The following is a 25,637-nucleotide window of genomic DNA, read 5'->3' on the forward strand; positions in this document are numbered from 1 at the left end:
AGATCATCACCACCGATGCAGTGATCATCTGAAACCGCCCATATAGCCGTACCGGCACGCCACACGCCATCACCTGACCAGATGCGGCACGCACCCCCGGCGGGACGATGCCGGGGCGGCCGTCGACCGTCTCAGATCTCGATCTCGCGCCCGTCCTCGGTGCGCAGCTGGAGCACGAAGCGGGAGCCGGGACCCTCGTGGACCGGGGCGACGCCGTCGCCGAGGTCGAGCGCGGCCAGCGCCTTCTGCAGCGGCTCCGGCCTCACCTCGACGCGCTCGAAGGAGACCAGCTCGATCGTGGGCAGGTCGGTGAGGCCGGGCTGCTCGGTGGTGCCCCAGTCGATGAGGAAGGGCACGCCGTAGTTGCGCGGGGCGCGGGCCTGCGTGAGCCGCCACTGCAGGAGCTCGCCGCCCGTCGTGGTGCCGGAGAGGTCCGCGATGGGGCCGGGATCGACGCCGGCGGCACGGGAGCGCTCGGCGACCTGGTCGATGTCCTCGGGGTGCACGGCGTAGGTGATCAGGGTGGGGCGCTTCAGGCGGTTGATGCTGAAGGTCTTCGGCAGCTCCTCGTCCTCGCGCTCCGGGTCGGGGCCGATCAGCTCGAGGTAGTGCGGGCGTCGCTCGCCGCCGACGGTGAGGGCGACCAGGGCGTTCGCGGTGCCGGTGGGGTGGCTGCCGCCGGGGGCGGGCGTGACGCCGGTGAGCTCGCGGAACCACTCGACGGTCTCGGCGAGGTCGGGGCCGGCGATGACGATGTGGTCGAGCAGGTGGGGGACGGACATGGTGCTCCTTCGTCCGGGGTGGGGCGGGTGTGCCCAGCCTGCCACCTCGCGCGGCCGGGATGAGCATCGGCCGCGTCGGCGCGGTCATAGGCGTCGACGTGCCCAGGCACCACGAACGGGAGGCCCGTTGCCCTCCTCCTCGCCGCGCAGTACCGTCGAGATCAGCTCCACCCGCCTGCCGACGGGCGGCCCGCCCGCTGGTCAGGCACAGTCCACGGAGGGTGCCCGGGCGGTGCGTCCCGGCACTCATCCTTGGTCGTGGGCGGCCTGTTCGCCCACCATTCCAGGAGGTCGCCAAGCCATGACATGGAAGACGGGCGAGGATCCGATCCCGGAATCGCGCGCGGCCCTGGACCGGCTGCGCGACCGGGTCGCGGGCGAGGTGGTGGTGCCCGGCCATCCGGACTACGACGCGGCGCGGGCGGTGTGGAACGGACGCGAGGAGCGCTTCCCCTACCTGGTGGTGCGCGCCGCGACGATCGACGACGCCCTGCCCGTGCTGGAGGCCGTGCGGGAGACGGGGCTGCCGCTCGCAGTGCGCGGCGGCGGGCACTCCGTCGCGGGGCTCGGCACCGTCGACGATGGGATCGTGCTGGATCTCGGCGCGCTGCGTGAGGTCACCGTCGACCCCGCGACCCACCTGGTCACGGCCGCGCCCGGGGCGCGGGTCGGGGACGTCGACGCCGCGACCGCGCCGCACCGGCTCGCCGTTCCGCTGGGCACCGTCCCCTCCCCCGGCATCGCCGGGATGACCCTCGGCGGCGGGGTGGGCTGGCTGTCGCGGAAGGCGGGGCTGAGCCTGGACCGGCTCGAGGCCGCCGACGTGCTCCTCGCCGACGGCCGGCTCGTGCGCGCGAGCGAGGAGGAGCACCGGGACCTGTTCTGGGCCCTGCGCGGCGGGGGCGGGAACTTCGGCGTGGTCACCGCGTTCACCTACCGGGCCGTGCCGATGCCGGAGACGGTGCTCGGAGCGAGCCTGTACTACCGGCGGGCGCAGTGGCGGCGCGCGCTCGGCGCCTTCGAGCGCTGGAGCCGAGACCTGCCCGACGAGCTCGCCGCGGTGGTCTCGATCGCCTCGCCGCCGCCCGAGGACGGGCTCGGGGACGCTCCGTGGCTGGCGATCCACAGCGTCTGGATCGACGAGGACCATGCCGCGGGCGAGGCGCTGATCGGCGCGCTGCGCCGCGCGCTGCCCCCGGACCGCGAGCTCAGCGGGCCTGTCAGCTGGGAGGCCTGGCAGGGTGCGCGCAGCGAGGCGGTGCCGACGGGGGCGCGCGGGCTGTGGCGCAACGCGAGCTTCCGCAGCCTGGACGAGGAGGTGCTCGACGCTCTCGCCGCCGTCGCCGAGGCGCTGCCCGGGCCGGGCGCAAGCCTGGAACTGCATCTGCTCGGCGGGGCGTTCGCCCGCGTGCCGGAGGGGGCGACCGCCTTCCCTCACCGCGGCGGGCGCCTCATGGTCTCGATCCATCTCGCCTGGCAGGACCCCGGGGAGGACGCCCGCTTCCGCGCCTTCGCCGAGCGGGCCGCGGCCGAGCTCGCCCGGCTGCGGGAGCGCGGCGAGTACGTCAACTTCCGCTCCATCGAGCGGACCCGGCCCGTGCCCGAGGTGACCCGCGAGGCGTACGGGGCGGAGACCTACCGGCGCCTGCAGCGCATCAAGCAGGTCTACGACCCGGGGAACATGTTCCGCCGCACCCTCAACGTGGCGCCGTAGCGGTCAGGTGAGCCGCAGCCCCCGCCACCGGTTCACCGCGGCGTGGATCTCGAGCGCGCGGGGCCGGGCGAGATGTCCGGGGTGGCCGCGGTGGGGAGAGAGGCTCTCGAGGCCGCCATGCTCGATCCGGTCGAGGAGCAACTGGACCGCGTCCTCGAGCGGGAGCGGGCCGTCCTCGGCGAGCAGGTCCGCGAGGCGGTCCAGGGCGTGGGCGACGGCCTGGGTCTGCGCGGGATCGAGCAGCTGGGAGACGGCGGAGAGGTCGAGGTGCTCGCGGCCGAGCCGGATCGTCGTGCGGCCGCGAGCGGAAGCGGGCCTGCGGGCGCCCGCCGGGCGGAGGGAGGCCGGGTCCGGCAGCCGGGGCCGCGGCGCGGTGAACACGGGCGCTGTCGGGGGCTGCGCCTTCTCGGCGAGCGCGCGGGCCTCGGCGGTGACGTCGCGGGGGACGTAGGAGTCCATCGCGATCACGTGGTCGGCGACGTCGAAGAACGCGCCGGAGCCGCCCGCGACGAGCACGGTGGAGACCCCGCGCTCGGTGAGCAGGGGCCGGACACGGTCCACGAACGGGGTGATCGGCTCGTGCTCGGCGGGGATGAGGGCGCGCATCCGCGCGTCGCGGAGCATGAAGTTCGTGGCGGAGGTGTCCTCGTCGATCAACAGCGCCGACGCGCCGGCGTCGGCCGCCTCGACGAGGGACGCGGCCTGCGAGGTGGAACCCGAGGCGTTCGAGGTGGTGAAGGAGCGGGTGTCGGTCCCCGAGGGCAGCCCGCTGATGAACGCGGAGATGTCGACGCCGGTCACGGCCCGGCCGTCCTCGGCGCGGATCGCCGCGGCATCGGCCCGGGTGATCACCCACTCGCGGCCGTCGCCCGCGCGGTGCGGGTGGATGCCGCGTTCGAGGGCGCGCAGCAGCGTGGACTTGCCGTGGAAACCGCCGCCGACGATCACGGTCACCCCCTCGGGGATGCCCATGCCGCTGACCCGTCGGCCGCTGGGCAGATCGATCTCGACGCGCAGCGAGGCCGGGCTCTCGAAGGGGATCGCGCCCTCGCGCAGCGGCAGGTCGGAGTCCCCGGCACGGCGGGGCAGGACGGCGCCGTCGCCGACGAAGGCAACGAGCCCCCGTGCGGCGAGCTGCTCGCGCAGCGCCTCCTGGTCGCGGTGGAGGGCGACATGGGCGCGCAGCGCCTCCGCGTCGTGGCGGGCGTGGAACAGGACGGCCTCGGCGATCCGGGGCAGGTCCTCGGTGAGCAGGCGCGCGGCGCGTCGGCCCTGGATGCGGCGGCCGGAGGCGGGCAGCTCGGCCGCGAGGCGCGCCTCGATCCCGTCCTCGGTGAAGGCGATGGTGGTGCGCTCGAGCACCTCCTGGCCCGGGGCGCCGACGTCGACCCGCTCCCCGCTGTGGGCGGCGGCCTCGGTGAGCGCCCGCGCCAGGAAGTCGGAGGTCGCGACGCGTCCGCGCCGGTCGGCCAGCAGGTCCTCCGGGAAGCCCGCCGCGGCCCGGTCCACGACCAGGCGCATGAGCGAGGGCGGCGCGTAGGGGTCGGCCTGCACATGGTCGATCACGAGACGGCACGATCCCAGGTCGTAGCTGCCGCGCAGCTGCTTGTAGGAGCCGTAGCCGCGGCCGTCGATCGAGGCGAGGAGCTGGGAGAGGCGGGCGGAGTCGGAGGTCATCGCCCGCCATGCTAGGGGTGCACATGCCGCGCCGACGGCCGTCGTCACGAGAACAACGTCGCGACGTACTCGACGCTCACCGACCAGGTCCGGGCCGAGGAGGAGAACGTGCTCGTCCTCGACGGCGGCGACCTGTTCCTCCGCGGCGAGTTCGAGCAGCTCAAGGACTATCAGCGCACCCCGAACTTCCCGTTCCTGTGCGGGAATTTGGTGCACGAGGAGACCGGGACGCTGCTGCCTCTCGAGACGGCTGCGTCTCCGGCCCGGGGGCCGTCACTTCTTCGCGGACTTGGCGTCCTCGTCGAGTTCGGTGACGTAGGCGGCGAAGATGTCCTGGCGCAGCGAGTCGATCTGCTTCTTCAGGGTCTTGCGCTGCTTGGCGGTCGAGCCCGGAGCGGCCAGGAGCTGCGCAGCGCGCGAGGCGGAGTCGAGCTTCGCGGACCAAGCGGCCGCCTTCGCGGCCTCCTGCTCGTCATCGGCCGACTCGGTCAGCAGCGTGACCTGCTCGCGGAGGGCGTCGAGCGTCGCGAGCATCGCCTCGGGCGTGGCCTTGTCGTGGCGCCTCAGCTTCTCGAGCTGCTCCTTCACGTAGTCCCAGACCTCGGGGTTGTCCCTCAGCATCTGAACCAGCCGGATCACGAACGGCGTGGCCATGCCGAGGAAGGAGATCGCCTTCTTCAGCCCGCCGCCCTTGGTCTCCACCTGTGCGCTCTTCTTCGCCGCCATCGCTGCTCCCCTCGTCGAGTACAGCGTCACGATACGGCGTGGGACCGACGGGATCCGGGAGGCCGGCGACGGGCTGTACAAACGCCGCGCATCGCTCGTGGTCACTCGTACGTGGCGACGAACTGACTCAGCGTACGGATCGTCGACGGTGGCGTCCCGCCCGCGCCGACGAACTCCTGCCAGAGCGCCTTCGCCTCTTCCATCGTGACGAGGCCCCTCCTGCGAGCCAGACGGAACAGACGCCATGTGCCGACGCACTCGATCGGCTTCGCTCAGGACATGGCCGCGCGGTCGTCCGTCACGAATACCGCGCGGAGCCTCCGTTTCTGGATGAGCGTGATCGACTCGGCCTCGCCCAGATGCTGTTGGGGGTGGTCTCCCGGCGATGCCATCTGGCGGCGGAGCTGTCGGATCGCGAGGTGCTCGGAGGGTTCAGGCAGGAGCGGCTCTCCCAGGAGGCGATCCGCAGCGTCGACCAGTCCGGGCAGCTCCAGCTGTTGCTCCTTCCTCGCACACTCGGTGCGGATCGACCCCGTCCAGCGGACGTTCTGCCGCAGGAGCGGTCCGAGCACAGGGATCAGCCCTGGGCGATGGAAGTTCACGAGGACCGACGTGTCGTGGAAGAACAGCAGAGGCGCGTCGGTCACCGGTGATCAGCCGATCAGCACGGCGAGTGCGTCGTCGGAGAGCTCCTCGGCAACCGCCGGTTCGTCCACCTCGAGGGACGTCACGGGGACGCCGAGCATCCACGCGAGCGTCCCCTTGCCGACAGCACCCTCCGCGATCTGCTCGAGGTGCGCCTCCTGGAGCCAGGTCGGGAAGCGTCGCTCCCCCGCGTCCCGCATGCGCCGGGTGATGGGATCGCCGACCTTCGCCCCGGTCCAATGTCGGCGCAGCAGCTTCTGCGTGCTCCACGTCAGGACCTCGGCAACCTCGGCCGACGGGGTGAGCTCCACCTTCTTCAGCCTCCGTGACAGAGCACCGGTGGAGATGCCCCAGGTCCAGACGAGCTCGGCGACCTCTGCAGGACGGATCTCTGCCCAGTCGATCTGCTGCAGTGTGACGGCAGGCAGCAGCAGCTCGGCGGCGAAGGCGTTCGCCTCACGCTCCTTCACATCGGCGAGCGCGGTGCCCGGGACGACGCCCTCGTGCCTGAGCGCGAGATGTCCCAGCTCATGGGCGAGCGACCAGTTCTCGTGGAACCAGTTGCCGCTCTCAGGCAGCAGAATGACCGGCCGCTCCTCGACGAGGAACGAATAGGCGGTACTGGGGCCATCGATCCGGACCACGTCGACCTCGATCTCCGCCAGGCGATCGACGAACGGCCGCACGAAATCGGGATGGAGAAGGCGCCGGATCCCCTCGACGTCCGACGGGAGCTCGAGAGGCGCTCGCACCGGCGAGATCTGCGCGTAGGCGAGCCGCACGTCGGCGAGCAGGGAGTGGTCCTCGTCGAGGCCGGCGACGCTGCGCGCCCCCGTGTCGTGGTCGAAGGAATGGCGCGCGGCGAGCACAAGGCGATGAGGATCCGGCGCCCCGGTGATCAGCTCGTGCACGTCCGCATCCAGCACCTCTGCGATGGCGGCGAGCTCGACAGCGGCGAAGCCTCGCTGGTCGCGGAGCGCACGGGACAGCGCGTCGGGAGTCATCCCGACGCGCTGGGCGAGCTCCTTCTGCTGCATGTCTGCGCCGCGCATCGCCGCGCCGACTCGGCTGCCGATCGTCATCATGCCTCTACGGTACGCCCCGATTGGGATTATCCCAATCGCTATGTGGACGAGGCCACGCGTCACTTCACGCTCAGGACGAGCGCAGCACCGCGTTCGCGATCAGCAGGTCGAGTCGGCGGACGTCGATGTGCTTGCCGACGGCGATCTTGATCTGGCCCGCGCGGGTCCACAGCTCGATCTCGGCGTTGAGGTCGAGGGTGCCGGCGTTCTCCGAGGACCACATGTTGATCGCGGAGTAGGGCAGCGAGTAGATCTCGACCTTCTTGCCGCGGATCCCCTGGGCGTCGCGCACGATCAGTCGCTTCGTGGTGAACACGGCCGAGTCGCGGAACGTCTTGTACGCCGCGATCGCGCGCTCCTCGGGCACGAGCAGGGCGGTGACGTCCTGCGGGATCGGGCACTCCTCGACGAAGGTCCACGATGTGATCGCCGATACCGATGCGTCCAACTTCTTCTCCTCATCTCCCCTGGCGGCGCCGGTGCGCCGCGGTGACGAGGTCGAAGATAGCGCCAGGTGGGGACGGACGAATCACCGATGGTCCCCTCGCGGACCGCTCCTCTTCTGTCCCCGCTCCCTGAGATGATCGAGCGATCACCATCCCTGCCCGGAGAGGATCCTCGTGGGACTGCTCGATCGCTTCCGCGGACGTGCCTCGGCACCGTCCGCATCGCCGCCTCCCGCCCCGTCGACGGCTCCTCGCTACGCGGTGATCGACGTGGAGACGACGGGCCTGGATCCGGAGCGTGAGCGGGTCCTGGAGCTCGCGATCCTGCGGGCCGACGAGCAGGGCCGGCCGATCGAGCAGTGGGTGACGCGCTTCCACCCGGGCGGGCCCGTGCGCGCCACGCACATCCACGGCATCACCGACGCGGACGTCGCCGGTGCACCGCGCTTCGCGGACCTCGCCGTGCAGATCGGCACCGCGCTGCAGGGCCTGGTCCTCGTCGCGCACAACGCCGAGTTCGACCTCGCCTTCCTCCAGGCGGAGTTCGCCCGGGCCTCGCTGCCGATGCCGCAGGTGTCGACCTATTGCACTCTGCAGGGCAGCACCGTCTACCTCCCCCACCTGCGTCGGCGTACGCTCGCCGAGTGCTGCGCGGCGCTCGGGGTGACCCATCAGCAGGCGCACTCCGCGCTCGGCGACGCCTATGCGGCGGCCGGCCTGCTCGAGCGGTACCTCGCCATGGATCGGCAAACGGGGTACGACGCCCCGCTGACCGCGTCGCGGGCGCTGCGGGGTGGGGCGGCGGCTCGAACGTCCGCGGCTCCGACGTCGGAGGAGCCGACGGCCGCGGCAGTGCCGCCGTCTCCGCGCCCGGCCTCCGCGGCACAGGCCTCCGCACCCGCCCCGCCCTTGCCCAGCAGCGCCCTCAGACCGACGGCGTCGTCCGCGGCGATGCCGCGCCGAGCGATGCCCGCGGCCTCGGCAGCTACATCGGCCCCCGGGAAGCCTGCCGGCGCGGCACAGGCCGCCGGCTCGAACCCGGTCGACGCGCCGGCCCCGGACGTGGACCTCTCCCCCACCGCGATCCGTGCGTGGGCGCGGGAGCAGGGCATTCCGGTCGGCGACCGCGGGCGGTTGAAGGCCGAGCTCGTGGCCCAGTATCGGGAGGCGATGGGACTGGAGCCCGAGGCTCCGTTGCAGGCCCGTCGACCCGCATCAGCTGCCGCAGCCTCATTGCGGACGGATCGCGGCCGCCCTGAGAAGTCGCCGGAGCTGACGGACGGCCCGACTCCCTCAGATGTCGCGTCGGCGGCGCCCGCCGCTTCGACGTCCCGGTCCGAGGCCCCCGCGCCGTCGGCCCAGCCGGCGGCCTCCGCGCCCGCTGAGACGTCGTCGGCCCCGCTGGTGATCACCGACGAGTTCGCCGCCGCGCTCGAACACCTGCACGCCGGCCACCACCTTTTCCTCACCGGCAAGGCGGGCACCGGAAAGTCGACGCTGATCAGGCACTATCTCGAGCAGACCGACCGCTCCACGATCACCGTCGCCCCCACTGGGATCGCGGCGCTGAACGTGGACGGGTACACCATCCACCGCCTGTTCTCCTTCCCGCTCGGCGTCACCGAGGAGCACGTGCGCGGCGGCTCCTACTACCCGGGCCGGTTCGCGAAGGCGCTGAAGGAGCTGGACACGCTGATCATCGACGAGGCGTCGATGGTGCGGGCGGACCTCTTCGACGCGCTCACCGCGGCGCTCGAGCAGTACGGTCCGCGGCCCGGCTCGCCGTTCGGCGGGGTGCAGCTGGTGCTCGTCGGCGACCTGTACCAGCTGCCGCCGGTGGTGACCGACAGCGAGGCGGCGTGGATCGAGGAGCGCTACGGCACGCCGTTCTTCTTCTCTGCCCGCTCCTTCGACGAGGACACCTTCCCGGTGGTGGAGCTGTCGACCGTGTTCCGCCAGCAGGGCGATGACCGGCTGGTGGACCTGCTGAACGCGGTGCGGGAGGGGACGCTGCTGGAGGAGGCGCGGGCCGAGCTGAACCGTCGGACGGACCCCGACTTCGAGCCCGGGCTGGACGAGTTCTGGCTGACCCTCGCCACCACCAACCGGATCGTCGGCGCGCGGAACCGGCAGATGCTCGAGCGCCTGCCCGGCCCGGTGCAGACCTTCACCGCGCAGATCAGCGGGGACACCGACGGATTCGAGAAGCCGACCGACGAGACGCTGCGGATCGCGGTGGGCGCGCAGGTGATGCTGCTGAACAACGACCCTCTCGATCGCTGGGTCAACGGGACGCTCGGTCGGATCACCGCGATCGGCGCCGACTCCGACGGGCCGGTGGTCACCGTGCTGCTGCGCGACGGCCGCACCGAGCAGGTGCGCGAGCACACCTGGGAGATCACCCGGCCGAGCGTCGAGGGCGGTGCGCTGGTGCATCAGGTGATCGGCACGTTCGCGCAGCTGCCGATGAAGCTGGCCTGGGCGATCACGATCCACAAGTCGCAGGGGCAGACCCTGGACCGGGTGGTCGTGGACCTCACCGGCGGCACCTTCGCCAACGGCCAGCTGTACGTGGCGCTGTCGCGGTGCACGAGCCTCGAGGGGCTGGTGCTGAGGCGCGAGGTGCTCCCACGGGACCTGAAGACCGATCAGCGCGTGCGGCGCTATCTCGCCAGCGGCACGTCCGGGACCGAGGCGCTCGGCGAGGCGTATCTGTCGGTGCTGACGGTCGGCACGACCGGGGACCGGTGGCGGCCGCGGCCGGTGGAGATCGCGGTGGTCACCGACGACGGCGACGAGGTCTCCACCGTCGTGAACCCCACCTCCGACCTGTTCTCCGCACGGGACGAGTTCGGGATCACCACACGGGACGTGCAGCTCGCGCCGCGGCTTGCGGAGGCGTGGCCGGCGCTGTCGGCGCTGCTGGCCGGGCGGGTGCCCGTCGGCGTGGACATCGACCGTCAGCTCGCCCACGTCGACTTCGAGCTCAAGCGCAACGGGATCGTCGAGCCGGTGCCGCTCGGGCTCGAGATCCCAGGCAGGCTGCTCGGCGCCGGCGAGCGCGCCCGGTTGAACGCGCCGACAGCGCTCGAGCGGGCCCGGGCGGTGCGCGACGCGTTGCGGCGCGTGCGGGCCGCGGGAGAGGAGCTGCCCCGCAGCGGGATGGCGTTCCGGCAGGTCGTGGCGGGGCACGGCTATCTGCTCGCCCGCACGACGGGGCCGACGGGGACCAGCGCCCCGACGGGCTTCGTCGTCGGCGGGAACCTCGGCGCGCAGGACGACGCCGCCGAGGTGCTCGCCCACCTGCTCGAGGGGACCTGGCAGCGGGTCCTCTCCCCCGATCAGGAGGTCCTCGAGCGCCTGCGCGGGGTCGAGGAGCATTTCGGGGTGCGGGTGCTGCCCGAGGGCTTCGAGGCGACCGGCCCGACCATCGCGGCCGACGTGCTCGTGCCGGGGGCGCGGGTGTGCTTCTCCGGCACCGTCCACTCGCCCCGGCACGGCTGGCTGGAGAAGGAGCAGCTGCACGCCATGGCCGAGGCGCGTGGGCTCCGGGCCGTCCCGACCCTCACCAAGACCAGGACGGACGTGCTGGTCGTCGCCGAGGCCGGGTCGCAGTCGAGCAAGGCCAAGAACGCGGCGAGGTGGGAGAAGCCGGTGATCACGGCGGAGGAGTTCCTGGAGTGGGTGGGATGAACCGCAGCGACGAGGCGAGGCCTGACGTGGACGATACGGAGGACGACGACCGTTACCTGGTCGTCCGGGGACGGAGATGGCGGCGCACGGACCCGGCGCTGGAGGCCGACGTGGTCCGGGCGCTGAAGAGCCATCTGGGCAGAGCCCGCTCCCAGGTCGGGCGCGCCGGCCGCGACGACGACCCGGCGAGCGTCCGCTCAGCTCGAGACCGCGTCCAGCTCGCGAAGGAAGGCCTCGGAGAGCGCGGGCCCGCATGGTGGGAGCGCCCCGAGGACGAGCGCCGCCGTCAGGCCGCGGATCGACTCGCTCGGCTCGAGCGGCTGGACGCCTCAGCCCGCGATGCCGACACGGACGAGGACGGCGGGGAACAGTCCCACCATGGTGAGCGTCCAGAGGGCGTGGACGAAGAGCGCCCCGGCGAGTGAGCCGGAGGTCTCGCGGGCCCACATCGCCACCGGTCCCAGCAGGAGGGCCATCACCGCGAGAGCAGGGCTGCCGGTGCACAGCGTGACGAGGGCGTACACCGCGGTGGGGACCACCCAGCGGGCCGAGCCGGTGAGCAGCCGAGGCAGCGCACCGCGGAAGAACACCTCTTCAGCGGCGCCCGCCACCAGCGCGACCGCGAGCACACCCCACCGCCCGTCGGCCGCTGCGGCGACGGGACCGGCCACCCACGGGGCAGTGGCCGGGACACCGGCCAGGACCAGACCGCCCGCCAGCGAGGCCGCGGCCAGGCCGACACCCGCGGCGGCCACCGCGACCTTCGGTGCGCGCCCCGGGACCCGGCCGGCGAGATCCGAAGGTGCCAGACGCATGATCAGCAGCCCGCCGACGGTCCAGGTCAGGGCGATTCCCAGTGCCCAGCCGGCGACGGTCCCCGGCCCCCCGCCCTCGGCGCGCAGCGACGCGGCCAGGAGCGGCGCAGCCACCACGACGGCGAGGCCGGCCACCCACCACGCGCCGGGACGGGGGGCGGGAGGATCGGGGCTCATGCGCCTAGCGTACGAGGCCGCTCGCCGCGCCGGGGCGAGGCGGGTCTTGCTCGAGGGCGCCGGCTCGTATAGACCTGAGGCACGGCTCGCGGCACGGGAGCACGGGAGCACGGACACGGACACGGACACGGAGGTAGCTCATGCGCGTTCTCGTCATCGGAGCCGGGGGGTATGTGGGGAGCCGGCTGATCCCCGCACTGCTGCAGGACGGGCACCAGGTGGTCGCCGGGGCCCGGAACCTCCACAAGCTCGACGCCTTCTGGTGGAGCGACGCCGTGGACAGGGTCGAGCTGGATGCGACCGAGGACGACTCCGTGCGTGCCGCGATCGCCGCGGACCCGGCGCTGGAGGCGGTGGTCTACCTGGTCCACGGCATGGGAGGAGACGACTTCCGGGAGGTGGATCGCGCCGCCGCCCGGCGCGTGCGCGCCGCCGTCGACGCGTCCGAGGTGAAGGCCCTGGTCTACCTCTCGGGCATCATCCCGGACATCCCCCGCGAGGAGCTCTCCGAGCACCTGGCCTCCCGTCTCGAGGTCGAGGAGGAGCTCTCCGCGGCGCGATGCCGCTTCGTGGGCCTGCGGGCCGCAGTGGTGCTCGGCGCGGCCTCGACCAGCTTCGAGCTGATGACCCAGCTGGCCCACCGCCTCCCGGTGACCGTGTTCCCGGACTGGATGGACCATCTGGTCGAGCCGATCGCCGTGGTCGACGCCGTCGCCGCGATCCGGGCCGCTGTGACCACCGAGAGCGCCCACGGCGTGTACGACATCGGCGGGGGCGAGGTCATCGCCTATCCGCAGCTCGTCCAGAAGGTCCTCGAGCTCACAGACCAGGAACGGCCGGGGTTCTCGGTCCCGGTGATGCCCCAGGCCCTGGTCACGGCGGTGGGATCGTGGCTCTCCGACATCCCCGCCCCCACGGTCACCGCGCTGATGGAGAGCCTGCGCGAGGACATGGTCGCGCGGGACGAGCGGTGGCTTCCCGAGCTGCTGCCGGACGGCCACGCGGCGCGGGTGACGATCGACGAGGCCCTGCGCCGCAGCCTGGCCGCACCGGACGTGAGCCGCAGCCCCCGGGAACGGGATCCGCTCGCGGTCATGCCCGGCGATCCCTCCTGGGCGACCAACGGCGAGGGTCAGGAGCGGGTGCTGGAGTTCAAGCAGGACTGATGTGCACGGGACGGCTCGCGACGACCCCGGCGACGAGCTGCCCGACCAGCACCACGCACAGCACGATCAGCGGCACGGTCCAGCTGTCGGCCGCGGCGTGGAGCGCACCGATGCCGAGCGGGCCGAACCCGGCGACCAGGTACCCGAAGCCCTGCGACACCGTCGAGAGCTGGCCTGTGAGGTGCGTGGTCGGTGAGCGCCACACGATGTACGTCAGCGAGAGGCTGATCGAGGCGCCGAGCCCGAGGCCGAGCACCGTCATGCACGCCACGGCGCCGCTGGCGGGTGCGATGATCAGCCCGAGATAGGCGGCTCCGAGGAGCAGCACGGCCACGACGGGCGGCAGCCACGTCGGCCGCATCCGTGCGGCGAGGGTCGGGGCGAGCAGGGCGGCGAGCGTTGCCGGGAACGCGGAGAAGGCGATCATGCCGCCGGCGGCGGTCACGTCCATCCCGGCGTCCTGCAGGATGGTCGGCACCCAGGTCACCGTCGTGTAGTAGCTGACGCTCTGCAGCCCCATGAACCCGGTGACGGCGATGGCGGTGGGGTCGGTGAGGATCGCTCGCAGCGGCGAGCGGCCGTGGTCGACCGGGGCGTCGGCGACCGCACTGCCGGAGCGCAGGCGTCCGGGCGAGCGGAGCAGCTGCGGCAGCCACACGAGAAGGGCCAGCCCGGCCGGGAGCGCCCAGATCGCCAGCGCGGAGCGCCAGCTGCCGCCGAGGACCGGCAGCAGCGGCGCGGTCAGCCCGGAGGCGAAGGCCGCGCCGACGAACAGCGACATCGTGTACAGGCCCATCATCAGCCCGGCGCGGTGGGCGAAGTCCTGCTTGATCGCCGCGGGCATCACGACGTTCCCCACCGCGATCGCGATGCCGACGAGCACGGTGCCGGCGAACAGGGCGGTCATGCTCGGCTCGAGCCGCAGCAGGTTCCCCGCCGCGAGCACCAGCAGCACGAGAGCGAGCAGGCGGTGCATGCCGAACCGCCTCGTCAGGCCCGGGGTGAGGAACGCGAACGCCCCGAACACGAACACGGGGATCGTGGTCAGCAGGCTCACGATGGTCGCTGACAGGCCCAGCGAGGCGCGGATCTCTCCGATCACCGGTCCGATCGCGGCGACGCCGATGCGCAGGTTCAGCCCGATCAGGATCAGTCCGACGCCGAGCAGCAGCAGGGCTGCGCGGCCGAGGGGCCTCTCGGCGGGCTCGCGCACCTCCGCGGGGGCGGGCGGCGCGCCGGTGGGGACGGGGAACGTATCCTCCGCGGCGGTCTCCGTGGAGCCGGTCGTCATGGGGGCCTTGCCGATCACGAGGGGATGGGATGGGTGCCGGCCCCGGCGGGCCGCTGCACTGCGGGGCGCCGGGAGTCGATCACCCGTTGCAATCTACGCCCCTTAGTTGGCGGATATGCAACCCTCGTCCGGAATCGTGCGGGCCGCGGTGTGGCACGCCGTGTTCCCGGTGTTCAGCGGGAAGTGAGCCGGTCGGGCAGGGGACGATGATCTGTCGGATCCCCGCCCTACTCTCACCCCATGATCATGATCCTCGGCGACGAGCCGCCGGAGCCGTACGACCAGCCGCGCGGCACCTGCCCCGTGTGCGGGTCGGGCCAGGTGACCCACCATCCGCTCGGCGGTCCGGACCCGCGCCTCGACGAGGAGGACCCGCCGTGGGTCCAGTGGCAGGGGTGCCTCCTGGTCTTCAGCGACCGGACGTGCGAGGACTGCGGCGCCTGGTGGGACGTGGAGAGCGACGAGGACGAGGAGGAGTGAGGGAGGGCTGATCCCGGGGAGAGCACGTCGGCCGCCGTTCCCCGACGCGGCGCTCCGAGGCGATGTCGGCATCCGGCACAGCGGGAGGGCGGCGAGGCGATCCCGGAGCGGCTGCCGATGGGGCGTTGCGGGGCACCGGGCGACGGCGCGCCGCGCCCCGCCTCTCATGCGAGCGTGAGGAACAGCTTCTCGAGCTCCTTGCGGTCCAGGTCCTTCTCCGGGCTGGCCATGCACTGCTCCATGCCGCTGGCGATGATCGCGAAGCCGGCGCGGTCCAGCGCCTTGGAGACGGCGGAGAGCTGCGTGACGACGGCCTTGCAGTCCTTGCCCTCCTCGATCATCCGGGTGACGGCCGCGAGCTGCCCCTGGGCGCGCTTGAGGCGGTTGACCACAGGGGTCATGTCATCGGGGTTCAGGTCCATGGCGCTCTCCTCGGGTCGGTCCGCACACCCCAGACTATACCCCCAGGGGTGTCTTACATACCCCCCAGGGTATGTGGCAGGCTCGACGGCGGAGGTGGTCGCCGCGAGCCTCCGACCCTTCTCTCGAAAGGCCCCTCGTGACACCCACCCTCGCGCTCACCCTGCTGCTGGCCGTGCTCATCGGAGTCTCCCTGGGGCTGCTCGGCGGCGGGGGCTCGATCCTGACGGTGCCGATCCTCGCCTACGTGGCGGGACTTCCGACCAAGGAGGCGATCGCCGCCTCGCTCGTCGTGGTCGGCGTGACCTCGGCCGTCGGCGCCGTCAGCCACGCCCGCGCCGGCCGGGTGCGGTGGCGCACCGGGGTGAGCTTCGGGGCAGCCGGGATGGCCGGGGCCTTCCTGGGCGGGCTCCTCGGCGGACACATCCCGAGCACGGTGCTGATAGCGGCGTTCGCACTGATGATGATCGCGACGTCGGTCGCGATGCTCCGGGGCCGACGGGGCGCGCCCGCGGAGGAGGGACCGACCCGGGAGCCGTCCGCGAGCAGGATCGTGCTCGAGGGGCTCGCGGTGGGCCTGGTCACCGGACTCGTCGGCGCGGGCGGCGGCTTCCTGGTGGTGCCCGCGCTGGCGCTGCTGGCCGGACTGCCGATGCCGGTCGCCGTGGGCACGTCGCTGGTGGTCATCGCGATGAAGTCGTTCGCAGGTCTCGCCGGCTATCTCACCTCCGTCTCGCTGGACTGGGCCCTGGTGGGCGGGGTGACGCTGGCGGCCGTGCTCGGCTCCCTGCTCGGCGCGCGAGCGGCAGGCCATCTCCCCGAGCGGGCGCTGCGCACGGGCTTCGGGGTGTTCGTCCTCGCCATGGGGGCCCTCGTCCTCGTGCAGGAGCTCCCGGGCGCCGCCGGCGCCGTCGTCGGCGGAGTCGTGGCGCTTCTCGCCCTGCTCGCCGCCGGATGCTGGATGCTGGTGCCCTCCTGTCCGCTGCGCACCGACCGACCCGCTTCGCATACCCCCCGGGGTACCTGATACCCTTAGGGGTATCCCATTCGCCGTCCATCCCGCACACCCACTGGAGGAACGATGCTTCTCGAACGGATCTATGACGAGGACCTGTCCCAGGCCGGCTACTTCATCGGCTGTCAGGCGCAGAAGGAAGCGCTGGTGGTCGATCCGCGGCGCGACATCCAGGTCTACCTCGATCTCGCCGCCCACCACGGCATGACGATCACGGCCGTGGCCGAGACCCACATCCACGCCGACTTCCTCTCCGGCACCCGCGAGCTCTCCGCCTCCACCGGCGCCACGGCGTACGTCTCCGGCGAGGGCGGCGAGGACTGGCAGTACGGCTTCGAGGCCGAGCGCCTGCACGACGGCGAGTCGATCCGGCTGGGCAACATCACCGTCACCGCCCGCCACACCCCGGGCCACACCCCCGAGCACCTCAGCTACCTGGTCACCGACGGCGCCTTCGCCGACGAGCCCGGCTACTTCCTCACCGGCGACTTCGTGTTCTCCGGGGACCTGGGCCGCCCGGACCTGCTGGACGAGGCCGTGGGCATGGAGGACACCCGCTTCGCCGGCGCGAAGCAGCTGTTCGCCTCCCTGAAGAGCGCGTTCCTCACCCTCCCCGATCACGTGCAGGTGTTCCCCGGCCACGGCGCCGGCTCCGCCTGCGGGAAGGCGCTGGGCGCGCTGCCCTCCACCACGGTGGGCTACGAGCGGAGGTTCGCCTGGTGGGGCCCGTTCCTGGAGAACGACGACGAGCAGGGCTTCATCGACGAGCTGCTGGACGGCCAGCCCGACGCCCACGCCTACTTCGCCCGCATGAAGCGGCAGAACACCGACGGCCCCGCCCTGCTGGGCGAGCGCCCCGCCCCGCGCGAGGTGGCCACCGGGGAGCTCTCCGGCGGCCTCGCCGACGGCTCCCTCGCCCTGGTGGACACCCGTCCCGTGGCGGAGGTGCATGCGGGCACGGTGCCCGGCGCGCTGTCGATCCCCTCCCTCGGCAAGGCCGCCACCCACATCGGCTGGGCCTTCGACCCCGAGGCCGACGACGCCCAGCTGGTGGTGCTCGCGCCCGACGCGGCCACCGCCGCCGCCTACGGCGACCACTTCGTGCGGGTGGGCGTGGACGCGCTCACCGGCTACATCCCTTCCCTGGACGGACTGGAGCTGTCCGCCCCCGCCACCGTGGCCCCGGCGGACCTCGCCGCGCTGCGCGCGCAGGAGCCGGATGCGCACCTGCTGGACGTGCGCACGCGCACCGAGCACGCCGCCGGCACGGTGGACGACGCCGACCAGCTCTCCGCCGGCAAGGTGCTCTTCCACCCCGACGACCTGCCCGCGAAGGACGCCGGGCGCCTGATCACCTTCTGCCAGTCCGGGCTGCGCAACTCCGTGGCCGCGGCCGCTCTGCGCCGCGCCGGCTACGACGTGGTGGAGCTGGAGGGCAGCTACGCCGGCTGGTCCCGCTGGGCCGCCGCACAGCACGACCTGGGGACCACCGGAGCGGACGCCCGATGACCGCCACCCCCACCACTCGCACCGTGACCCCTGCCGAGCTCGCCCACCGCCTCAGCACGGACCCCGAGCTGATGGTGATCGACGTGCGCACCCCCGGCGAGTTCGAGACCGTCCACATCCCCGGCTCCCACAACGTGCCGCTGGACCTGCTCACCGCCCACACCGACACGCTCGCCGGCCGCATGGGCGAGCACGTGGTGCTGATGTGCCGCTCCGGCGCCCGCGCCGGGAAGGCCTGCGAGGCGCTGCAGCAGTCCGGCCTGGAGGGCATCGACGTGCTCGACGGCGGCATCGCCGCCTACCAGGACGCCGTGGGCGGCGTGAACCGCAGCGGCGGCCGCTGGGCGATGGACCGCCAGGTGCGGATGACGGCGGGCACCCTGGTGCTCGTCGGCACCCTCGCCGGGCAGCTGGTCCACCGGCGCCTGGGCCTGGTCGCGGGCGCGATCGGCGCAGGGCTCACCTACTCGGCGCTCAGCGACACCTGCGCCATGGCCGCGGTGCTCGCCAGGATGCCGTGGAACCGCACGGCCGACTCCCCCACCGTCGAGACCGCCCTGGTGCCCGGCGGCGTCGCGGCGCGCTGAGGCCACCCGACGAGGTCACCCGCCCGGCGCCGGAGCCCGATGCTCCGGTGCCGGGCGGCCTCCCCCTCCGCGGGGCGTGCCTCACCGTGCCCCGCGCCCCGCTCACACCCCTCCTCTCTCACCTCTCATCGAAGGAGCACGCCATGTGCCGAGCCACCACCTGCAACACCTGCGGCAAGACCACCTGGGCCGGCTGCGGCCAGCACGTCGACCAGGTCATGAAGGACGTCCGCCCCGCCGACCGCTGCCCCGGCCATGCCGAGGTGGCTCCGGAGAAGGGCTTCTTCGCCCGGCTGCTGGGTCGCTGAGGCCGCCACCGCTTCGCCCTCCTGCAGGGCGACCGCGGCCTGGCCGCTGACCTGCGTCCACACGATCTGCTTCGCCAGCCCCCTGACCCGATACCGCGGCTCAGCGGGTCAGCGCTTCCCGGGCAAAGGAAGTCGCCTCCGGGGAGAAGCAGAAGCCCCGCTCGCTGAGCCGCGAGGTCACGGTGCCGGTGTTGGCGAGCAGATGCCAAGCAGGCAGGTCGCGGATCGCCCCGGTGGTGACGGGGCCGGACTCGCTCGGTCCGAAGATCGCGCTGAGGACGCGCGCGATCTCGACCATCGGCAGCGGCAGTCCCGGTTTCGTCGTCGCGACGTAGGTCAGGAGCACCACCTGGGCGAGCTCCTCGGTCTCGTACCTGCTCGGGACGAGGGAGTCCAGGAAGAGCTCTCGCACGTTGCCGGCCCGGTAGTACGCCCTGGCGCGTCGGGTGAGCAGGAGGGCGCCCTTGTGCTTCCGCAGGATCCCGGCGCGCTGCAAGGAGGTGCGGAACATCTGCAGCGGGACGGCGTGGACCTCGCGGTTGTTCATGCCGATCCAGTCCGCCATCTGTGGCAGGACCGCGCTCGCGGCCTCGACGTCGGCAGGACGGAGGTAGCCGGCGCCGGTCAGCGGGATGCCGCCCTCGGCGTCGGCCCGCTCGAGGAACCAGGTCAGGGCGCGCAAGGCCGACTCGACTGCGCTGTCCGGGAGCGGGGCGAGTGGGGCGCCGAGCAGCAGAGCTCGGTCCATCAGGTCCTGGCCGGCGCGGGCGCGGCCGATCAACGTCAACGGGTCGACGAGGAGCGCGGGCACGACGTCGTCCTCCGGGACGGTCAGCATCGTCGTGCCCGACCAGAGCTCCAGGTCCAGGGCCGCGACGTCGAAGAACGCCGGGTCCTCCAGGAGGGTCTTCAAGTCCTCCTCGTCCCGCAGCCCGCCGCAGTCCTCGGGCGGTGCTGCGCGGCTCCCGCCCGTGGCCCGGGCCGGGGCGTCGCCCGCCTCCGCCTCCCGCACGGCCTCGACGACGATCCCGAGGTCCCAGCCGTCGCCGTAGTCGTAGAGGTACTCCAGGGTGTCGCCCTCGCTCTGCAGCAGTTCGCCGAGCCGCACCTCGCTCGCGGGGATGCCGTCAGGGTCCTCCCCCTCCTCGACATCGAATTCACACAGGAACTGCTGCGCGTCCTCATCGAACGGGGCGCCGCCGGCGGCGAAGCGCCACAGGTGGTAGCCCGCCCAGCCGAAGGCGGTCTGGAGCACGGTGTGCACGTCCTCGAGGGAGAGGTCGCTGCGCAGCTCGAGACGCCGCCAGATCGGCGGGGTCGAGCGGTGGAGGTCGACGCGGACGGTGAGGACCTGGACGGCCGACGGCTCAGGCCGGCGGCGATCGGCGGTCTCGGGCGGGTGCCCGAACACCTCATGGTCGAGACCAGCGGTCAGCTCGCGGAAGCGAGCGAGGATGTCGTCCTCGGCGTCGTCGGTGGAGGGCATGAGGTGATCGTAGATCGAAGATGTCGCCACCGTGGTTGCCCGCTTCCGCCCCATGCGGGCCGGCAAATTCTTACGATCTGGACATGACCCGGATTCCATCGTCTCTCCTCGAGGCCCTCGACCGCTGGCAGGGTGGCGGTTACCCGCCGCAACCTAGATTTCCCTGGCGCCCGGCCACCTGGGAACGACGGTTCACGAGAGCTGACGCGCCCACCCTCGAAGGGATCGATCTTGCACAGGCGGTAGGCGCGGTCTCCGAGGCGACGCAGGCGGCCGAGGACGGGAGGCTTGACCGCATCGATCGCACGATAGTCACTTCTCTCCATGCTCCCGAGATTCTGATGCCTGGCGATGGTGAACACGACGCACGAGCCGTGGTCACGGCCTTCCTCGCGGCAATGATTTGGGGGTACGGCACTACCGGATACGGTCCCTATCGCACGTCTCGGGTTCTCGCATCCGACCCTGACGTCGTGAAGCACCTGATCGACGTCGCATCTCGTGCACAGGGGTCCCCCAACGGTGGGGAGGACGCCTTCCGGCACATCGCAGAACATCGGGGCCAGGCGGACTACCTCAAGTACCTCGGTCCTGCGTTCGGGACGAAGTTTCTCTACTTCCTCACTGCAGCTTCTGAGGTCGCAGATATGACGCCGGTGATGGATGCGGTGGTGCGCCGCTGGTTCCGCTCGGAGGCAGACATCTCACTGACCACTGGATCGTGGGATACCGAGAGCTACCAGACGTACATCGGCTGCCTCGATGAGTGGCGGGAGCAAATGCCCACCGGCCGCGGCGGCAACCGCCTCGAGCGCGTTGATCTCGAGTTGCTCATCTTTGCGAGCGCGCGCGGAGACGACATCACGTGGGAGCTCCCCAACGAATCCCCCACTGTCGACGAACTGCTCGACCTCCTGCAGCCCGATGTCGACTCCCTCGCAGAGAAGAGTGGCTCCCTGGAGGGCCCCGAACTTCTCCGTCGGCTCAGCGACTGGGTGGCCGAGAGGGCGATCGCGAAGTGAGCGCCGGATTTTGTGCGCTCTCTGTCGAGACCGCTTGCTAGCGTGAGGTCATGACCACCGACTCCGTGATGGACACCCTTCGAGCGTTCGCCGCCGAACGCGACTGGCACCAGTTCCACACTCCGGAGAACCTCGCGAAGTCGATCTCGATCGAGGCCGCAGAGCTCCTGGAGTGCTTCCAGTGGGGCCCCGACGCGGACAGGGAAGAGGTCGCCGGTGAGCTCGCCGACGTCCTCACCTATGCACTCCACCTCGCAGATCAGCTGGACCTGGACCCCCAAGAGATCGTCCGCGCGAAGCTCGAGCGCACGCGGGTGAAGTATCCGGTCGAGAAGGCGAAGGGACGGAGCACGAAGTATGACCGCCTTTGAGATCGAGGAGCTCCGTTTCACCGCGGAGTCCGTCGAGGAGACCCGCAGTCGACTCCCCCGATTCTCCAACTGGCCCGTCGTCTACCTCATCGAGGACGGGCGCGACATCTACGTGGGCGAGACCGGCAGCGCCGACCGCCGCATGCGTCAGCACCTGAAGTCGACGCAGAAGGAGCACCTCAAGGAGGTCCGTATCGTCTTCGACGAGCGGTTCAACGGCTCCGCCTGCCTGGACCTCGAGTCGCTCCTGATCCGCCTCCTCGGAGGCGATGGCAAGTTCGAGGTGCTGAACCGCAATGAGGGCATCACCAACCACGACTACTACCAGCGCAGCGAGTACAACGACACCTTCAAGGAGATCTTCGAGGAGCTCCGCTCTCGCGGGTACTTCGAACGGTCGATCCCCGAGATCGAGAACTCGGACCTCTTCAAGCTCTCCCCGTACAAGGCACTCAACACCGAGCAGGGCATCGCCGTGCTCGACATCATGGAGGGACTGGTCGAGGACCTCCACCACCCCGACGTGCGCACCCTCGCCGCGATCCAGGGCGATCCCGGGACGGGCAAGACGATCGTCGGGATCTATCTCATGAAGCTCATGCGCGATCTCGCCGACTTCGATCCCACCGACGAGGTGGAGGGCGATTCGATGTTCTCGGATCTCTTCGTCGAGGGGAACCGCGAGCTGTTCCGCGATCTGCGGATCGGTCTCGTCATCCCTCAGAAGTCGCTGCGCCAGTCCATCAGCAGGGTGTTCCGGAAAGTGCCGGCCCTGCGCGACGCTCAGGTGCTCACCCCCTACGACGTCGCGGACGCCGATGAGGACTTCGACGTCATCGTGGTCGATGAGGCGCACCGTCTCACCCAGCGCGGCGCACAGGCTCACGGCACCCTCACCAAGCGGTACGGAGAGATCACACGACGGCTGTTCGACAGCGACGACCATTCGATCAATCAGCTCGACTGGATCCGCAAGCGCTCCCGCCACACGATCCTGCTGCTCGACACGGCGCAGAGCGTTCGCCCGATCGACATCGAGGCCGAGGTGTTCGAGCGGGTGCTGGCCGAGGCGCATGAACAGAAGCGGCTCTATCGGCTGGACACTCAGATGCGCGTGAAGGGCGGCAAGGAGTACCTCGAGTTCGCCCGAGCTCTGATCTCCGACGACCCTCCCACGTCGTTGCCTGATCTCAGGGACTACGAGTTCGAGCTGTTCGACGATCTCGGTGCCATGCATCAGCGGATCCGCGAGCGCGACGCCGAGCACGGCCTCGCGCGACTCGTCGCCGGCTACGCGTGGAAATGGCGCAGCAGGAAGAAGAGCGGCCTGCACGACATCGAGCTGGACGGCGTCGCTTTGGACTGGAACGTCTCCGACGTGGACTGGATCGCCTCGAAGACCTCCCTCGATGAGGTGGGCTCGATCCACACCGTGCAGGGCTACGACCTCAACTACGCCGGCGTGATCATCGGCGGCGATCTGCGCATCGATCCCGAGACCGGCCTGCTCGTCGCCGATCGCAAGACCTACTCCGACGCCAAGGGCAAGGCCAGCAACCGGACCCGAGGGCAGACGACGACCGACGAGGACCTGCTGCGGTACATCACCAGCGTCTACCGCGTGCTGCTGACTCGCGGGATGCGGGGGACGTTCGTGTACGTCGTCGACCCGAAGCTACGTGACAAAGTGAGGTCTGCCCTCGGACACCGGACTGCCTGATAAGAGGGTCGACGAAAGTAATCCTCACCTGGCCACTCTTTCACTCCCCCGTCCGTGATCCCGGAAATGAGGCTCTTCAGAGCTGGATGTGGGCGCACCGGTGGCGTCGGGTAGCTGGGAGTAGACGTCGAGGTCCCCGATGATGAGCGGACTCTTACCTCTGCTCGTACCAAGGACCTCGACGATGACTAACCCTAGTTGTTGCGGGTCATGACGTTGTAGTCACGGAGCGGGGATGAAGGAACGGGTCCCTGACCGGCACGATGGGTGGTGCTGAAGCCGTCCAACTGCTGGAAGAGACCCGTTCCATGACCCACCGTAATTCGCCGCTGACGCCTGCCGGAAGACTCCGCCTGGTCCAACGTGTCGAAGATGATGGCCGACCCATCGCCCACGTCGCTGCCGAAGCCGGCGTCGCCCGCTCGACTCTGACGAAGTGGGTCCACCGCTACCGCGCCGACGGTGCCGAAGCCTTGGAAGACCGCACCAGCGCCCCAGCCAGGCGACCCTCGCGGCCGCCTGCCGAGGTCCTCGAACTCATCGACTCCTGGAGACGAGAGCACAAGTGGTCCGCCCGCCGGATCGCCCTCGAGCTCGCCTCCCGCGGCCACCACTACTGCGTCCGCACCATCGGGCGCTGGCTGGAACGACTGGGGATCTCCCGCCGGCGTGACCTCGACCCGACCGGCGAGAACAACCGCGAGAGCGGGAAGATCATCGCCCGCTTCCCGGGCCACATGCTCCACTTGGACGTGAAGAAAGTCGGCCAGATCCCCGACGGTGGCGGCTGGCGACTCCACGGCCGCGACAGCAGGCCGGCACGCACACGGCGGGTGGGCTACACCTACCTGCACTCCGCGATCGATGGCTGCTCCCGCCTCGCCTACACCGAGGCCCTGGAGAACGAGACCGCAGCAACCACCATCGCCTTCTTCTCCCGGGCCAGGGCGTTCTTTGCTTCTCACGGCATCACGCGCCTGGTCCGGGTGGTCACCGACAACGGCTCCAACTACCGCGCGAAGATCTTCGTGCGCACCGTGAACGCGCATGCTTCCCGGCATCAGCGGACCCGGCCCTACACGCCCCGGCACAACGGTAAAGTCGAGCGCTACCAGCGGATCCTCTCTGAGGAATGCCTCTACGCGCACGCCTTCTACTCCGAGCACGAGCGTCGCGAAGCGATCAGCGTCTGGGTCCACCATTACAACTATCATCGGCCCCACACCGCCTGCGCCGATCAGCCCCCGGCCACCCGAGTCCACGAACGTGTCGACAACGTCATGACCTCATACAACTAAGGCAGTGGTGGTTTGGCGCAGCAAAAGAGCCCCGAGGACGTCGTTCCCCGGTGCTCTAATTTCGGCTCTCCCTCACCGGCCAGGGGCGGCTGTGCCGCCTTCACCGAGCGGCTCGCGCAGCGTCAGCTGACGAGCTTCGCTCCCTTGGTGCGGTTGCAGCGCCAGCAGAGGGTCTGAAGATTGCTGGGCTCGCTCAGACCTCCCTTGGACACAGGGATGATGTGGTCGACCTCAAGTAGGAGGTGGGGCTCTTCGGCGACGGAGATCCCGCACTTCATGCAGGCGTGGCCGTCGCGCTCCTTGATCCAGCTGCGCAGCTTCGCCGTCATCAGCGCGCGCTGGCCGGCAGCGGACTTCGCCCAGCGGATCTTCTCCACGAGGGTCTCAGAAAGCGCATCGAGAGTCGGGGTGTCGAGGTCGATGCTGTAGGTCTGGCCGCTGTTGCCACCCGCGGAGGTGTACTGGAACTTGTAGTGCGGGTAGGGCACCTCGATCGGCGAAAGCTCGGCACCGATCACGCTCCAGAACTCGTCCGAGTAGCGCTTCAGGATGAACTTCGGCGGGGCGATCCGTCCGATGATGTCGGCCTCGCGCTCGTTGACGTTGGCGACGGCTTCCTCGAGCCGGGAGATGTCCTGAGCGACGCGCTGCACGTCGGCAAGGGTCTCCTTCGTTGCCTTGATGCCGAAGTACTTCATCAGGTACTTAATCGGCTCCATGCTCGCGTTCCGCACGACCTGAAGCGACGCGTTGTGCACGTGCTCGGAGTATTCTGCGACGTTGCGATCGCGGCGGTAGTTCCATTCCGAGGTGTTCTCGAATGTGCCGAGATGCGCGTACTTCCCGGTGTCTGAGGCTCCGAGTTCGAAGCTGCCCTCGTCGCGGATCTGGGCCACGTACTCGACGACGGAGTTGTGCTCGGCGACGAGCGACTGCACGTCGGCACGGAGCTCCTGGAAGGACTCCGAGTTGAAGTAGCGATTCTTCCGGACGCGCCAGATGATCGGGTTCCCGATCAGGACGAGGGCCAGACCGATGAAGAACCCGGGCCCGCTCAGCACGCTGGTGAACAGGATCGGCATCAGGATCAGCATCGTGATGAAGAGTGGCTTAGGCATCAAGAGCCCTTTCCGCTAGTGGGTGCGGCCCTTCTACGAGGCCTAGACCTAGGTGTTGCGGGTCATGACGTTGTGGACGCTGGCCG

Annotated in this window: 23 protein-coding genes; 12 read left to right on the forward strand and 11 right to left on the reverse strand. The window is 70.8% G+C overall.

Annotated features, from left to right (window positions below):
• Positions 1-131 precede the first annotated feature (131 nt).
• Complete coding sequence (locus tag Y09_RS13235) at positions 132-782, reverse strand: VOC family protein (protein ID WP_053918146.1); 651 nt, start codon at positions 780-782, stop codon at positions 132-134.
• Between the two features lie 301 nt (positions 783-1,083).
• On the opposite strand from Y09_RS13235, the gene Y09_RS13240 reads away from it, so the two are divergent.
• Entirely contained in the window at positions 1,084-2,496 is a 1,413-nt protein-coding gene (locus tag Y09_RS13240) for an FAD-binding oxidoreductase (RefSeq protein WP_053918147.1), read from the forward strand.
• Positions 2,497-2,499: 3 nt separating this feature from the next.
• On the opposite strand, the gene Y09_RS13245 is transcribed toward Y09_RS13240, so the two are convergent.
• From Y09_RS13245 to Y09_RS13265, 5 genes are all read right to left on the reverse strand, one after another.
• Positions 2,500-4,173: an ABC-ATPase domain-containing protein gene (locus Y09_RS13245; protein ID WP_053918148.1), complete on the reverse strand. Its 1,674-nt coding sequence runs from the start codon at positions 4,171-4,173 to the stop codon at positions 2,500-2,502.
• A 273-nt stretch (positions 4,174-4,446) separates the two neighbouring features.
• A complete protein-coding gene (locus Y09_RS13250; protein ID WP_053918149.1) occupies positions 4,447-4,899 on the reverse strand; it encodes a hypothetical protein in 453 nt (150 codons plus the stop codon).
• 272 nt (positions 4,900-5,171) lie between these two features.
• Positions 5,172-5,546, reverse strand: a complete 375-nt coding sequence (locus Y09_RS13255) for a hypothetical protein (protein ID WP_053918150.1) — start codon at positions 5,544-5,546, stop codon at positions 5,172-5,174.
• Between the two features lie 6 nt (positions 5,547-5,552).
• Positions 5,553-6,629 carry an ImmA/IrrE family metallo-endopeptidase gene (locus Y09_RS13260; protein ID WP_053918151.1) on the reverse strand — a complete coding sequence of 359 codons (1,077 nt, stop codon included), beginning with the start codon at positions 6,627-6,629 and terminating at the stop codon, positions 5,553-5,555.
• 70 nt (positions 6,630-6,699) lie between these two features.
• Positions 6,700-7,077, reverse strand: coding sequence for a PH domain-containing protein (locus Y09_RS13265; RefSeq protein ID WP_053918152.1), 378 nt, complete (start codon positions 7,075-7,077; stop codon positions 6,700-6,702).
• A gap of 172 nt (positions 7,078-7,249) precedes the next feature.
• Between Y09_RS13265 and Y09_RS18135 the strand changes: the two genes are divergently transcribed.
• Complete coding sequence (locus Y09_RS18135; RefSeq protein ID WP_148639657.1) at positions 7,250-10,768, forward strand: exonuclease domain-containing protein; 3,519 nt, start codon at positions 7,250-7,252, stop codon at positions 10,766-10,768.
• A gap of 329 nt (positions 10,769-11,097) precedes the next feature.
• On the opposite strand, the gene Y09_RS13275 is transcribed toward Y09_RS18135, so the two are convergent.
• Complete coding sequence (locus tag Y09_RS13275; protein ID WP_082358839.1) at positions 11,098-11,760, reverse strand: CPBP family intramembrane glutamic endopeptidase; 663 nt, start codon at positions 11,758-11,760, stop codon at positions 11,098-11,100.
• 140 nt (positions 11,761-11,900) lie between these two features.
• Between Y09_RS13275 and Y09_RS13280 the strand changes: the two genes are divergently transcribed.
• Positions 11,901-12,926 (forward strand): NAD(P)H-binding protein, encoded by a 1,026-nt coding sequence (locus tag Y09_RS13280; protein WP_053918154.1) that lies wholly within the window; start codon positions 11,901-11,903, stop codon positions 12,924-12,926.
• Here the strand turns inward: Y09_RS13280 and Y09_RS13285 are convergent.
• Positions 12,913-14,235 carry an MFS transporter gene (locus Y09_RS13285; RefSeq protein WP_234695737.1) on the reverse strand — a complete coding sequence of 441 codons (1,323 nt, stop codon included), beginning with the start codon at positions 14,233-14,235 and terminating at the stop codon, positions 12,913-12,915. The two genes, Y09_RS13280 and Y09_RS13285, sit on opposite strands and share 14 nt — an antisense overlap.
• A gap of 222 nt (positions 14,236-14,457) precedes the next feature.
• Here Y09_RS13285 and Y09_RS13290 point away from each other — a divergent pair, with 222 nt between their 5' ends.
• Positions 14,458-14,697 (forward strand): hypothetical protein, encoded by a 240-nt coding sequence (locus Y09_RS13290; protein ID WP_053918156.1) that lies wholly within the window; start codon positions 14,458-14,460, stop codon positions 14,695-14,697.
• A 164-nt stretch (positions 14,698-14,861) separates the two neighbouring features.
• Here the strand turns inward: Y09_RS13290 and Y09_RS13295 are convergent, their stop codons facing one another.
• Entirely contained in the window at positions 14,862-15,119 is a 258-nt protein-coding gene (locus tag Y09_RS13295) for a metal-sensitive transcriptional regulator (protein WP_053918157.1), read from the reverse strand.
• 137 nt (positions 15,120-15,256) lie between these two features.
• Between Y09_RS13295 and Y09_RS13300 the strand changes: the two genes are divergently transcribed.
• From Y09_RS13300 to Y09_RS17685, 4 genes are all read left to right on the forward strand, one after another.
• Positions 15,257-16,144, forward strand: coding sequence for a sulfite exporter TauE/SafE family protein (locus Y09_RS13300; RefSeq protein WP_053918158.1), 888 nt, complete (start codon positions 15,257-15,259; stop codon positions 16,142-16,144).
• 54 nt (positions 16,145-16,198) lie between these two features.
• Positions 16,199-17,641 (forward strand): MBL fold metallo-hydrolase, encoded by a 1,443-nt coding sequence (locus Y09_RS13305; protein ID WP_053918159.1) that lies wholly within the window; start codon positions 16,199-16,201, stop codon positions 17,639-17,641.
• Positions 17,638-18,228, forward strand: coding sequence for a rhodanese-like domain-containing protein (locus Y09_RS13310; protein WP_053918160.1), 591 nt, complete (start codon positions 17,638-17,640; stop codon positions 18,226-18,228). Before Y09_RS13305 ends, Y09_RS13310 begins: the two co-directional genes overlap by 4 nt.
• 143 nt (positions 18,229-18,371) lie before the next feature.
• On the forward strand, positions 18,372-18,536 hold the full coding sequence (locus tag Y09_RS17685) for a hypothetical protein (RefSeq protein WP_164740364.1): 165 nt from the start codon (positions 18,372-18,374) through the stop codon (positions 18,534-18,536).
• Between the two features lie 100 nt (positions 18,537-18,636).
• Here the strand turns inward: Y09_RS17685 and Y09_RS13315 are convergent, their stop codons facing one another.
• Complete coding sequence (locus Y09_RS13315) at positions 18,637-20,022, reverse strand: plasmid pRiA4b ORF-3 family protein (protein WP_053918161.1); 1,386 nt, start codon at positions 20,020-20,022, stop codon at positions 18,637-18,639.
• 83 nt (positions 20,023-20,105) lie between these two features.
• Between Y09_RS13315 and Y09_RS13320 the strand changes: the two genes are divergently transcribed.
• From Y09_RS13320 to Y09_RS13335, 4 genes are all read left to right on the forward strand, one after another.
• Positions 20,106-21,044 (forward strand): hypothetical protein, encoded by a 939-nt coding sequence (locus Y09_RS13320; RefSeq protein ID WP_053918162.1) that lies wholly within the window; start codon positions 20,106-20,108, stop codon positions 21,042-21,044.
• 50 nt (positions 21,045-21,094) lie between these two features.
• The gene (locus tag Y09_RS13325; protein ID WP_053918163.1) at positions 21,095-21,415 is read left to right on the forward strand and encodes a nucleotide pyrophosphohydrolase; all 321 of its coding nucleotides are present in this window, start codon (positions 21,095-21,097) and stop codon (positions 21,413-21,415) included.
• Positions 21,402-23,135 carry a DUF2075 domain-containing protein gene (locus tag Y09_RS13330; protein ID WP_053918164.1) on the forward strand — a complete coding sequence of 578 codons (1,734 nt, stop codon included), beginning with the start codon at positions 21,402-21,404 and terminating at the stop codon, positions 23,133-23,135. Before Y09_RS13325 ends, Y09_RS13330 begins: the two co-directional genes overlap by 14 nt.
• 308 nt (positions 23,136-23,443) lie before the next feature.
• Positions 23,444-24,433: an IS481 family transposase gene (locus tag Y09_RS13335; RefSeq protein WP_053918167.1), complete on the forward strand. Its 990-nt coding sequence runs from the start codon at positions 23,444-23,446 to the stop codon at positions 24,431-24,433.
• A 122-nt stretch (positions 24,434-24,555) separates the two neighbouring features.
• On the opposite strand, the gene Y09_RS13340 is transcribed toward Y09_RS13335, so the two are convergent.
• The gene (locus Y09_RS13340) at positions 24,556-25,551 is read right to left on the reverse strand and encodes an HNH endonuclease (RefSeq protein ID WP_234695738.1); all 996 of its coding nucleotides are present in this window, start codon (positions 25,549-25,551) and stop codon (positions 24,556-24,558) included.
• Between the last annotated feature and the right edge of the window lie 86 nt (positions 25,552-25,637).

It is taken from the genome of Brachybacterium sp. SW0106-09 (assembly GCF_001293905.1).
Classification (GTDB): Bacteria; Actinomycetota; Actinomycetes; order Actinomycetales; family Dermabacteraceae; genus Brachybacterium; species Brachybacterium conglomeratum.